The 11,271-nt window shown below is 66.3% G+C and carries 11 protein-coding genes; 8 read left to right on the top strand and 3 right to left on the bottom strand.

Features of this window, described 5'->3' with window-relative positions; translation table 11 throughout:
• Positions 1 to 195 precede the first annotated feature (195 nt).
• Genes HH308_RS24555 through HH308_RS24540 form a run of 4 tightly spaced genes read left to right on the top strand, consistent with a single transcriptional unit; the run spans position 196 to position 3,643 of the window.
• The gene (locus HH308_RS24555; RefSeq protein ID WP_170196894.1) at positions 196 to 1,059 is read left to right on the top strand and encodes an alpha/beta fold hydrolase; all 864 of its coding nucleotides are present in this window, start codon (positions 196 to 198) and stop codon (positions 1,057 to 1,059) included.
• A gap of 9 nt (positions 1,060 to 1,068) precedes the next feature.
• Positions 1,069 to 1,551 (top strand): ribonuclease E activity regulator RraA, encoded by a 483-nt coding sequence (gene rraA, locus HH308_RS24550; protein WP_170196893.1) that lies wholly within the window; start codon positions 1,069 to 1,071, stop codon positions 1,549 to 1,551.
• Positions 1,552 to 1,597: 46 nt separating this feature from the next.
• The gene (locus HH308_RS24545) at positions 1,598 to 3,151 is read left to right on the top strand and encodes a succinic semialdehyde dehydrogenase (protein ID WP_170196892.1); all 1,554 of its coding nucleotides are present in this window, start codon (positions 1,598 to 1,600) and stop codon (positions 3,149 to 3,151) included.
• 30 nt (positions 3,152 to 3,181) lie between these two features.
• Positions 3,182 to 3,643, top strand: coding sequence for a hypothetical protein (locus HH308_RS24540; RefSeq protein ID WP_170196891.1), 462 nt, complete (start codon positions 3,182 to 3,184; stop codon positions 3,641 to 3,643).
• 25 nt (positions 3,644 to 3,668) lie between these two features.
• Here the strand turns inward: HH308_RS24540 and HH308_RS24535 are convergent, their stop codons facing one another.
• Positions 3,669 to 4,382, bottom strand: a complete 714-nt coding sequence (locus HH308_RS24535; protein WP_170196890.1) for a DUF6474 family protein — start codon at positions 4,380 to 4,382, stop codon at positions 3,669 to 3,671.
• Positions 4,383 to 4,512: 130 nt separating this feature from the next.
• On the opposite strand from HH308_RS24535, the gene HH308_RS24530 reads away from it, so the two are divergent.
• The gene (locus HH308_RS24530) at positions 4,513 to 6,162 is read left to right on the top strand and encodes a TM0106 family RecB-like putative nuclease (RefSeq protein ID WP_170196889.1); all 1,650 of its coding nucleotides are present in this window, start codon (positions 4,513 to 4,515) and stop codon (positions 6,160 to 6,162) included.
• A gap of 766 nt (positions 6,163 to 6,928) precedes the next feature.
• On the opposite strand, the gene HH308_RS29600 is transcribed toward HH308_RS24530, so the two are convergent.
• Complete coding sequence (locus tag HH308_RS29600) at positions 6,929 to 7,840, bottom strand: hypothetical protein (RefSeq protein WP_211188803.1); 912 nt, start codon at positions 7,838 to 7,840, stop codon at positions 6,929 to 6,931.
• A 398-nt stretch (positions 7,841 to 8,238) separates the two neighbouring features.
• On the opposite strand from HH308_RS29600, the gene HH308_RS24520 reads away from it, so the two are divergent.
• From HH308_RS24520 to HH308_RS24510, 3 genes are read left to right on the top strand one after another with little or no spacing between them, the layout of a single operon-like run.
• Positions 8,239 to 8,736 (top strand): helix-turn-helix transcriptional regulator, encoded by a 498-nt coding sequence (locus HH308_RS24520; RefSeq protein ID WP_170196888.1) that lies wholly within the window; start codon positions 8,239 to 8,241, stop codon positions 8,734 to 8,736.
• 13 nt (positions 8,737 to 8,749) lie between these two features.
• Entirely contained in the window at positions 8,750 to 9,259 is a 510-nt protein-coding gene (locus HH308_RS24515) for a hypothetical protein (RefSeq protein ID WP_170196887.1), read from the top strand.
• 44 nt (positions 9,260 to 9,303) lie between these two features.
• Positions 9,304 to 10,395, top strand: a complete 1,092-nt coding sequence (locus tag HH308_RS24510) for an MAB_1171c family putative transporter (RefSeq protein ID WP_170196886.1) — start codon at positions 9,304 to 9,306, stop codon at positions 10,393 to 10,395.
• Positions 10,396 to 10,430: 35 nt separating this feature from the next.
• Here HH308_RS24510 and HH308_RS24505 read toward each other — a convergent pair whose 3' ends face one another.
• Complete coding sequence (locus tag HH308_RS24505; RefSeq protein ID WP_170196885.1) at positions 10,431 to 11,132, bottom strand: TMEM165/GDT1 family protein; 702 nt, start codon at positions 11,130 to 11,132, stop codon at positions 10,431 to 10,433.
• Positions 11,133 to 11,271 lie beyond the last annotated feature (139 nt).

Raw genomic sequence — 11,271 nt, 5'->3', positions numbered from 1 at the left:
TGGGTGGCCTTCGCTAACGCTCCGGCCCGGCTCAACCAGCGGAGTGGGCGGCCTTCGCTTGCGCTTCGGCCCGGCTCAACCAGCGGCGTGACCGACGGTGGGCCCCTCCGCTGGTCGAGCGCAGCCGCGGCTTCTATTGACACTCTAACTTTCCGACGTTAAGTTACCGACAAGTCAGTTATCTGAGGAGACGGCATGTCCAATGACCGCATCACCGAGTTCCGTCGTGGCGATTTCCGCTTTCCGGTGATCGATTCCGGCCCGCTCGACGGCCCGGTCGCCATTCTGTTGCACGGCTTTCCGCAGACGGCGTCGTCGTGGGCGAAGGTCGCCGCGATCCTCAACGATCGCGGCATCCGCACTCTTGCGCCCAATCAGCGCGGCTACTCGCCGACCGCGGCGCCGAAGGGCCGGCGCGCCTACCGCAGCTCCGAGCTCGTCGCCGATATCCGCGCGCTCATCGACGTCGTCGGTGGGCCGGTACACGTCGTCGGACACGATTGGGGAGCCAACGTCGCCTGGACGATCGCCGGGCAGCATCCCGAACTCGTGACGTCGCTGACCGCGGTGTCGGTTCCGCACTCGGCGGCGTTCATCAAGTCGCTCGTTACCAGCGATCAGGCCCGACGTTCCTGGTACATGCTCGCATTCCAGCCGCCGAAGCTTCCCGAATTCATGGTCCGACGCAGGCCCGCGATCTTCGACAAGGCGTTACGCGCCACCGGAATGACCCGGGAGATGGTCGACGCCGTGCACGCCGAGATCCTCGACACCGCCGGGCTGACTGGACCGCTCAACTGGTACCGCGCCCTGCCGTTCACCGACCGTCGCGGTATCGGTCGCATCACCGTGCCGACCGCCTACGTGTGGAGCGACGGCGACACCGCGCTCGGACGCGCCGGCGCCGACCTCACCGCGCAGTTCGTGCGCGGGCCGTACCGCTTCGAGGTGTTCGAAGGGGCGTCGCACTGGATCCCCGACGAGCGTCCCGCCGAGCTGGCGCAGGTCATCGTCGAGACGATCGAGTCCACCGGCGACGCGCAGGCTACCGGCCGGTAAAATACCGGCATGACTGACCTGACTTTCGTCCCCACCGCCGACCTCGTCGACCAGATCGGTGCCGACGTCCGCAGCTGCGACACCCAATTCCGGCAGTACGGCGGCAACCGTGAATTCGTCGGGCGGGTCACCACCGTCAAATGCTTCCAGGACAACGCCCTGCTCAAGTCCATCCTGTCCGAGCCCAATCCGGGCGGAGTGCTGGTGATCGACGGCGACGCGTCGGTGCACACCGCGCTCGTCGGCGACCTCATCGCCGAACTCGGCCGCTCGAACGGATGGGTCGGCATCGTCGCGCACGGTGCCATCCGCGACGCCGCGACCATCGGCGGGATGGCGATCGGCGTCAAAGCGCTCGGCACCAACCCGCGCAAGTCCACCAAGACCGGAGCCGGTGAGCGCGACATCCCGCTCGTCATCGGCGGCGAGACCGTCAACCCCGGCGACCTCCTCTACTCCGACGACGACGGCATCGTCCTCGTCGCGCCGTAATACCCCCGCGTGCCAGCGCGTTCCCATTCGATGAAAGGCCCATGCCATGCCGCAGCCCACCGCTGACTACTTCGCCCGCCTCGGGCGCCTCGTCGCCATCGACGACGCCGCGCAGCGTCCGACCCGGATCATCGTCGAAGCCTTCAGCGGCGCCGACATGGCCACCATCCCGGTGGGTACCGCGGACGATCTCGGCGTCGCCGTCGACCGAGCTCGCGAGGCCCAAAAAGATTGGGCCGCACGCAAACCCGCCGACCGTGCGAAGGTCCTCTTCGAATTCGCGGCGTTGGTGACCAAGAATGCCGAAGCACTCATGGACATCGCGCAGGCGGAGACCGGCAAGGCACGCATCTACGCACAGGAAGAGGTCCTCGACGTCGCACTGTCTGCGCGGCACTACGCCAACGTCGCGCCCGGGCTGCTCGCGGACAAGAAGGTCAAAGGCATCCTCCCGGGTGCGACCGACGTTCGGGTGCGCTATCAGCCCAAAGGGGTCGTCGGGGTCATCTCACCGTGGAATTACCCTCTGACACTTGCAGTTTCGGATGCGGTCGCCGCGCTTGCCGCGGGCAACGCGGTGGTCATCAAGCCCGACAGTCAGACACCGTACTGTGCGCTCGCCTGCGCGGAACTCCTGTATGAAGCGGGCCTGCCCCGCGAACTGTTCGCTGTCGTTCCGGGCGCGGGAAGTGTTGTGGGACAAGCGATTGTGGCGCTCACCGACTACGTGATGTTCACCGGGTCGTCGGCGACCGGCGCCGCACTCGCCGAGCAGGCGGGGCGTCGACTCATCGGCTTCTCCGCCGAACTCGGCGGCAAGAATCCGCTCATCGTCACCGCCGACGCCAACATCGACCGCATCGTGTCCGGTGTGGCCCGCGCCTGCTTCTCCAATTCGGGGCAGTTGTGCATCTCGATCGAACGCATCTACGTCGACGCCGCCGTCGCCGACGAATTCACCGACAAATTCGCCGCCTACGTCCGCAACATGAACCTCGCCGCGACCTACGACTTCAGCGCCGACATGGGCTCGCTGGCGTCGGCGAGCCAGGCCGACACCGCCGAGCAGCATGTCGCCGACGCCGTCGCCAAGGGTGCGGTGGTGCGAGCCGGCGGCAAGCGGCGCGCCGACCTCGGACCGTTCTTCTTCGAACCGACCGTCCTGACCGGCGTCGTCGACGGGATGGAGTGCTACCGCGACGAAACCTTCGGTCCGGTGGTATCGATCTACCCCGTCGCGTCCATCGACGAGGCCGTCCAACAGGCCAATGACACCGTTTACGGACTCAACGCCAGCGTCTTCGCCGGATCGAGCGCCCAGGCGCAGAAAATCGCCGAGCAGCTGCGTGCCGGCACCGTCAACATCAACGAGGGCTATGCCGCCGCCTGGGGCTCGACGGCCGCGCCGATGGGCGGCATGGGAATCTCGGGCGTGGGCCGCCGCCACGGCGAGGAAGGGCTCTACAAGTACACCGAGCCGCAGACCATCGCCGAACAGCGATTCATCGGGCTCGACGGTATGCGGGGAGTCCCGCGCGGTGTGTTCCTGAAGGTGACGCCTAAGCTGATGGGATCGTTGAAGTACCTGCCGGGGCGGTAGGTATCCGCCACGAGCAGAGGACTTGAGGTCATGTCGTCATCGATCGTCCGCCCGGCACTCCTCACCGCACTGCTGATCACGGCCGCCGTATTGGCGCCGGTGTCGTCGGCCGACGCGAAACCCGCTGCGCCGCAACGTGAACTCGCACCGCAGGTGACGCTCGCCGACTGGTACGGCACCGCGCACGCCGTCGAAGTCGGGCCGAGCGCGGGCTTCTACTCGCTCACTCGCAACGGCGGGATGCGGACGGTCGTGCTCGAAGAGCGCAGCGTGACCGTCGCCGTCATCACCCGGGCCGGACAACAGGCACCCGTCCGGCGCGCCACGCCGTGGCACCGACTCGCCGTCGCTCCGCCGAACGGGCTGCCCGCGGTGGGGCAGTGGAATCGCTCGGCTCACTACAACGGCAAACAGTTCCGGCTCTGCCGGCTCGCAGTGCCGCACAAGGGCCGGGAATGCACGGCCTACAGCGGGATCATCGTCGGGCTGTAGCGCCGCGCGGTAGTCGAGCGGCGGACTACCCCTTCACACCCAGTCGGGCCAGGATGTCGCCGTCGATCGCCGACAGTTCACGATCGATTGCCAGGTGGGCGTTGCGGCGCTGAGTCGTCGGCATCATCTCGGCGGCGTCGACGGCAGCGGCGAGGTTGGCCAGCCGTGCGCGCATCGCCTCGGTGAACGCATTCGATTCGGGGGAGGAGTCCTGTGCTGACAGATTGTCGATCGAGGTGCGGGTGGTAGCGATCCGCGCCGACAGGGTGGCGCCGTGCCCGGAGAACTGCCGCAGTACGTCGGGGGAGACGCCGGCGCGGTTGGCCTTGGCGATCGACAGCTGCTCGCGGATGCCCACCGATGCCCGGTAGATCACCGGTCCGGCGATGGGGGCGATGAGCCGAGCGACCGCGAGGTAGCGCTTCACGTTTGTGGTGCTCAACAGATGCTTGTTGGCCTCGGCCTGGATCTTCGCGACCTCGACCTTGGCGTTGGCCTGCGCGACCTTCTCCGCCGACTTGGCGGCCTTGACCGTCGCCTTGTGCTCGTCCTTGGTGGACTTCGTGACCGCCCGCGTCGCCTTGCGGTCGGACTTGGCGGCCGCGCGCCGATCGATCTTGTCCGACTTGCGCTTGGCCTTCGCGTCGAGCTTCGCCTCCATCTTGGCCTTGGTTTTGAGCGCCTTGGCCTCCGCCCGACGCTGCGCGCGGCTCTTGCCGTCGGAAACGATCAACCCCATGCCACTGCCTTCCGGTCGCTGCGCGGGAACCTTCACCGATAGACCCGCGCGGTGTCGGTACAAGCATTACATAAGGTGGAGGGGACGGATGCAGGTGTCTCCTGCGCCGCGTCGACGAAAGGCCAGGCGTGTGAGTTCACCAGTGCTCGGTGCCCGAGATCTCACTGGTTGTGAACATCGGCTCGCCCTCGACTTCGCACCCGGCCGCGACACGATGCCGGTCGAACCGGTCACCGACCCCGACGTCGCCCAGCGCATCCGTGCGGCGACCGAACACCGCGGCAGGGTCCGTGACCTGCTGCGCAGCCTGCACAGTGACCAGCCGCCGGGCACCTTCGTGATCGTCGACGACGCCGCGCCGCGCCGCGATCGGGTCGAGGCCACCGACCGCGCGTGTCGAGATGGGGCGCGTTGGATCGCCGATGCCGTACTGCGCACCGACGTCGACGCCGGGCGGCGCGGACACAGCGAGCTGCTCGTCCACGACGGCACCGGCTATGTGCCGGTGATCGTGGTCAATCATCGGGTCAGCCAACCGGTGACCGTCGACCCGGACGACCGCAACCGGTCGGGCATCGTCACCAGCCCACTGTGGGGATGGCTGCCCGCAACCGATCAGTCGCGCGCAGCGCGCAACAATCGGCGTGATCAGATGCGCCTGCTGCATCTGTATCGGATGCTGCAGGCAGCCGGGCTCGCGGGACGTGAACAGGGCGGAGTCATCGGACTCGACGTCGACTGCATCGTCGTCGTCGACCTAGAACCGATGCTGCCCGGTTACGACGACAATTTGGCCCGCCGTCGAAGAATCGCCGCGCAGCAGATCGCGACCGTGCCCAGCCGCGTCGGCGAATGCCGGGGCTGCCCATGGTGGGGACAGTGCGAACCCGAACTCGTCGACCGCCGCGACGTCAGCTTGGTGGTCAACGGCGCTCAGGTGAAAGTGTTGTCCGACAATGGAATTCACACGATAGACCAGCTCGCCGATGCAGATCAGGCGCCGGCGGAGTATGTCGGGTCGTTCGACGACGCCGTGACCTTCGCCCAATGCTGGATCACCGACACGCCGCTCGTCCGGCGCCACGACGACGTGGCGGTGCGCCGCGCCGACGTCGAGGTGGACGTCGACATGGAGTCCTTCGGCGAGGACGGTGCGTACCTGTGGGGAACGTTGTTGACGGACAACACGATCGGGCAGGTCGAGCCGTATCGACCTTTCGTCACCTGGCAGCCGCTACCCACCGTCGACGAAGCCCGCTCGTTCGCCGAGTTCTGGCAGTGGCTGATGACGGCGCGCAATTCGGCGCGCTCGCAGGGCAAGACCTTCGCGGCGTACTGCTATTCCGAGCAGGCGGAGAATCGCTGGCTCCGCGGCTCGGCCGACCGGTTCGCCGGATATCCCGGCATCCCGTCGCGAGCGAAGGTCGATGCGTTCATCGCCTCCGACGAATGGGTCGACATCTTCGCTGCCGTCGGGCGAAACTTTTTGTCCCCCAAGGGGAAAGGCCTCAAGAGAGTAGCGCCGATCGCCGGTTTCCGGTGGCGCGACGACGACGCGGGCGGCGCGGCGTCGATGGACTGGTACCGCCACGCCGTCGGCATCGGCGAGACCGTCGACCTCACTCAGCGTCGACGACTGCTCGAATACAACGAAGACGACGTCCGCGCGACCAAGGTGCTTCGTGAGTGGATGGACGGCGCGGCGGCGTCGACGATCCCCACCGTCGACGACGTCCGACGCCGTTACCACGACGCGGCCAAATTGCCAGGGCGTGTCTAGGGCAAGGGTGGAAGTGCTCGCTGGTTGAGGGTGGCTGTCCGGCTGCAGCGGCTACTGGCAGTCCGGCTGCCCTGCGGGTTGAGCCGGGCCGGAACGGCTAGTGGCCCCCCGCTGGTTGAGCCTGAATTCACCGACGGGTAGGCCCCATCTGCTGGTTGAGCCGCGAGGAGCGCTAGCGACGAGCGTGTCGAAACCTCTGTACCACAATGCATTTGATGGCAGCGCACTTGTCGAACTGTGATGGAATCGAACATCGAGGCGTGTGCACCCATAGGGTGCACACGCCTCATTTGCCGGGTCAAAGTCGCCGATATTGGCGCGGACCGTCGAAAGTCGTTGTGGCTGAGAGGTTTCGACACGGACTCGGCTAGCGCTACTTCGACTCGGCTAGCGCCTCGCTCAGCACGGCGCTCGTCCGGCTCAACCAGCAGAGCGGCGCTTCGGCCGGTGGATCCAGGTTGAGCCGGGCCGGAGCGCCAGCGTAGGTCCGTGTCGAAACCTGGTGTGTCGTCGGTGTCAGCGCAAGCGTGGGGATGGTTGGGCTAGTCGGGTGAGCGTGATTTCGACTCGGCTGCGCCTCGCTCAATCGGCGGAATGGTTGCCCGGGTCGGAGCGACTACTTCTGGCTGCTAGGCGGGTGGTTGCCCGGGTCGGAGCGACTACTGGCTGTCCGGCGGAATGGTTGCCCGGGCCGCTGTAGTGACGTCGGCGCCCGAGCGAGAATCCCTGGCTCGGGCGCCACTGACAGCACCGCCGAATCACTGAGCTAGGCGCGTGCCGCCGCGATGGCGTCGAGGAAGCGGCCGCTTCCGAGCAGTGCGACCGAGCCGAGCAGCATCAACGCCGCGGGCGCGATTCCGCCGGCGAAGTCGCCGAGCTCCGATGCCGCGGCCGCCGGAATCGGGGTGGGCGCCGGTGCCGGAGCGATGACCGGCGCGGGCGCCGCGGGCGCGGGCGGCGCCGGCTTGACGGCGGGCTTGGCCGCGAGATGCTTAGCCACCGAAGGCTTGGGTGGCGTCGCGCTTCCCGCCCCGCCCCCGCCGCCCCCACTACCGCCTCCGGGGACCGCCGCAGCTGGGACCGCGGGAGCTGCCGGTGCCGGAGCGGCGGGAGCAGCTGGCGCCGCCGGAACAGCGGGGGCCGCCTTCTCCCACGGTTGCTTCGGGTGCTGGCCGCCGTTCCACTGAGTCGACGACGAACCGTTCGACTGGTTCGGCGTCGACGTCGACCCCGAACCGTTGCTGCCCGGCCCGGTGTAAGTCGGAACGGTCACGTTTCCGCTTCCCGATCCTGAGCCCGAGCCGGAACCGGACGGAGCCGTGGGCACCGCGGGGACGGTCGGTGCGGTGGGCAGACCCGATGCGGTCGGCAGACCGGTGGTGCCAGTGGTGCCGGTGGTGTCGCAGTCATTGTTGTGGGTGCCGGGGGTGTGCGTCGAGCCTGTGCCCCACGACCCGTGGTGACCCGAGCCCGAACCCGAGCCGAAACCCGACCCCGCGCCCGAACCGCTTCCGCTGCCATGGCTGTGATGGTTGCCGAGGCCGGGGGAAGCGTGTGTCGAACCCGCGCCGAGCGAGCCGAGCAGCGTCATCGCCAACAGTGCTGTGGCTGTCGCCGCGAAGGCGAAGAATCTGCGCAGCGTGCGGCGCGCGGTAGGCGTCGAAGAAAGGTGGCTCATGGTCGTCGAGTCCTCTGGCAGTGGCCCGGGGTGCGGGCGGGGTGGGCCATCCTGCGGTAGCGGTTCGGTTGTCGATCAGTCAGTCTACGTTACCCAGCCGTAGATTCGACCTGGTCATTTGACCAGACTTTTCTATCTTTGACCTGCAGTAACAGTTAGTGTGTGAGTAGTGCCACAGTGCGACTAATGTTGGTGCTGGTCGTATCGGTTCGGCCGCGGATTTGGGTATCCTCCGAATGAATGGACCTTGCGAGGAGGGTCCAATCCGACGTTTAATGAACGCAAGGTAAATTCGCAGTTAGGCAAGATTTCGTTACTTCGTCTAGCTGTTGGGTCGAGGACAGTACTAAAGATATGGCGATGCGCGACGCCGCTCGCCAGGAATATAGGCGGAGATCGTGACAGTAGATGGTTCACCGGCGTTGCACGACGACGACGTCATAGCCGACGTCGATCCGGGATTGTTCGCACGTCGGCTAGAGGAACTCTTTCGGACGGTACCAGGCCCCAACGGCCGTGCATATAGCGCGAAGGCCATCGCAGCCCGTTCGACCGAACGCGGATTCCGACTCGGCGAGTCCTACTTGTCCCAGCTGCGCTCGGGCAAGGCGAAGTCGCCGTCGTTCCGCACCGTCGAAGGCATCGCCGCGGCATTCGGCGTCGACGTCCATTACTTTCTGGAAGATCGTGCCGCGCAGCGTACCCGCGACGAGATCGACATGATGCGCATGCAGGCCGACACCGATGTCCAGCTCGCGGCCTTCCGCCTGGCTGGACTGTCGAGCGATTCGGTGAGCGTCGTCAGCGAGCTCATCAAGGTGCTGCGCAAGCAGCAGGGATTGCCGACCGATCCGCCGCAGGTCACCGAGGCCGGACTCGCCGACTCCGGCGAATGACGTCTACCTGGGGATGAGGAGCGAGCGCGCGCTGCGCTTGATAATTCGCGAAGCGTTGCGCGGGCTCGATCTCGATCTGCCGCTCGACGTCGTACAACTGTGCGATCGATACGGTCAACGGCGTGGTCGACCGATCAAATTGATCGCTCACCCGCTGCCGGCGGGCATGCCCAACGGAGTATGGCTCGCGGCGTCGGACGCCGACTATTTCTTCTATCAAGAGAACACGACACCGGTGCATCGCGACCAGATCATCATCCATGAGTTCGGGCACATGATCGCAGGTCACCAGATGCTTGGCGATCTGGCCGCAGCCGCCCTCGCCGGGCCCGATCCCGACGACGCCGATGCGGCTCTCGCCCGTACCTGCTACTCGGATGAGCGTGAGTGGGAAGCCGAGATGTTGGCATCGCTTATCATCACGTGGGCAGCTGAAGCGCGCGAAGCCGTCGGGCAGACAGCGCAGCATCAGGGCCTACGCGGAATTCAGCGAGTCCTGGGTGGACATCGAGGCTGGCTGTGACGCGGGAACGTCTGCTGGTGCCGAAGAGTTGAGGTCAGTGTTTAGTGATTGCCGGGATCATCAACATGATCGCGTTCGTGGTCTTCGCGAGCGCAATGTGCTGGCGACTGGACCAGATCCGACGTCAAGGCGGGGGTACGCAAGCGGTCGCCATGACGACGGCGATCGGCGCGTTGACTCTCGCGTTCGTCGTATCGAATAAGGGCGTCGCCAGGTTCCTCAACGACCTTCTGTTCACCGGCGTCTCCCGAGTGCTGCTGTACGGATTGCTCGCACTGGGCGTCGCCAGCCTGATCGTCGTGTTCTTCTTCAGCGCCAAAGACAGCGTGCGGCAACGTCGAGCGGGCGTAGAGGCGATACCGCTCGTCGTCGCCGTCGTCGGGCTGCAGGTCACGATGCTGCTGATCCCGCTCGATCTGCGGACGAAGGGGTTGTCGGCGTCGACCACCCAGAATATCGGCTTCGCCTTCTTCTTCCTGATCGCCAGTGGCTACCTCGCGTACGGACTGCTGCAATGCGTCCGCAGTATCCGGCGATTCCTGCAGATGGCCGACGGTTACCTCAAGGTGTCGCTGCTCATTCTGATCAGCGGGCTCATCCTGCTCGCAGCGGGATCGCTCGCGCAGATCGTCTACGTGCTCAGTTCGCTGCTGTGGGGCGTGTCCGTCCTCGCGCTGATGCAGGTGTCGTCCGTGATGTCGCTGATCGGGCTCATCGCCTTCCTCGTCGGAATCAGCTACCCGATGCTGTATGCCCGAACCCGGGCACTCTTCGCCGGGCTGCGTCGTCGGCGTCGGTACCGGGAACTCGAACCACTCTGGTCTCTCGTCACGTGGGCGGTGCCCGGCGTCGTGCTACCCGGCCACGGAGGCGACCGACTCAAATCGACGCCGACGGTTCTCTTCGAACGGCGGATCGTCGAGATCCGCGACGGACTCACGCAGCTGTCGCCGCTGCTCTCCGAGGAATTCGACGCCGCGCCCGACGCCGACCGCGCGCATCTGCTGCGCGCCGCGGTCGACAAGTACCGCGAGGCGGGGACGTCGAAGGGCGCGGTCCGCGACGTCCTGCCGGCCGACGGCAACAGCCTCGACGAGGACGCCGAACCGTTGTTGCGCTTAGCGCGGGTGCTGTAGGGCGTTCGCGGGGCAGAGCGCACTCAGCCGATCAGCTACTCCTCGCCCGCGCCGACGTCGACTGCTCGTCGCTCCGCACGACGCTGATGCCACAGGTAGGCCCCGCCCGCACCGGAGATCACCACTACCGCGGTCACGGTCGCGATCGTCACCACGGTGCCCGGGCCCGCGGACAGGCCTTCGAAGAGCAACCACGCGGCGAAGCCGAAGAACAGGATCGACGCCCCGACGGTGATTCCCCGCTCCGGAAGATGCTTGCCCAGCAACACGCCGACGGCGATGGCAAGGGCGTCGGCCGCGACCATGCCGACCGTCGAGCCGATCCACACACCCACCCAGTCGTGGTCGGCGGACAGGGTGATCGTGGCCAGCATCGTCTTGTCGCCCAGTTCGGCGAGGAAGAACGACGACATGACGGCGAAGAACACCGACTTTCCCACACGCTCGGCCCGGCGCGATTCCTCGTCGGTGAGCGAATCGCCGCGCAGCGTCCAGAATCCGAAGAGCAGCATGGCGACACCGGCGACGATCGCCATCAGATCCGACGGTATCGACAAGCCGAGGAAGTGGCCGAAGAACACCGACGCCGCGTGCACCGCGGTGGTGGCGACGGCGATCGCCGACAACACGATCCACCACGGGTGGCGCAGGGCATAGGTCATCGCCATCAGCTGCGACTTGTCGCCGAGCTCGGCGACGAAGATCACGCCGAAGCTGACCAGTAGAGCAGTAATCACCCGGCCAGCCTAACCACGTCACAACGGGCGTCGCAACAGCTGGAGTTGCCGCATTTATGCAGGTAGGGGGCATGAAAAATAGATTCAGGGTTACCTGATTCGACTATGCGGGCAGACCGTCTCCGGCAGTTTTTGGCAC

Origin of the sequence: Gordonia asplenii, assembly GCF_012933505.1 — a bacterium.
Taxonomy (GTDB): domain Bacteria; phylum Actinomycetota; class Actinomycetes; order Mycobacteriales; family Mycobacteriaceae; genus Gordonia; species Gordonia asplenii.
This window is presented reverse-complemented; position numbering and strand designations above follow the sequence as displayed.

Excerpts from the sequence above, each read along its gene's own strand:
- HH308_RS24545 (WP_170196892.1), top strand. The coding sequence starts at position 1,598 with ATGCCGCAGCCCACCGCTGACTACTTCGCCCGCCTCGGGCGCCTCGTC.
- HH308_RS24555 (WP_170196894.1), top strand. The coding sequence starts at position 196 with ATGTCCAATGACCGCATCACCGAGTTCCGTCGTGGCGATTTCCGCTTT.
- HH308_RS29600 (WP_211188803.1), bottom strand. The coding sequence starts at position 7,840 with ATGAGCCACCTTTCTTCGACGCCTACCGCGCGCCGCACGCTGCGCAGA.
- HH308_RS24535 (WP_170196890.1), bottom strand. The coding sequence starts at position 4,382 with ATGGGGTTGATCGTTTCCGACGGCAAGAGCCGCGCGCAGCGTCGGGCG.
- HH308_RS24540 (WP_170196891.1), top strand. The coding sequence starts at position 3,182 with ATGTCGTCATCGATCGTCCGCCCGGCACTCCTCACCGCACTGCTGATC.
- rraA (WP_170196893.1), top strand. The coding sequence starts at position 1,069 with ATGACTGACCTGACTTTCGTCCCCACCGCCGACCTCGTCGACCAGATC.
- HH308_RS24515 (WP_170196887.1), top strand. The coding sequence starts at position 8,750 with ATGAGGAGCGAGCGCGCGCTGCGCTTGATAATTCGCGAAGCGTTGCGC.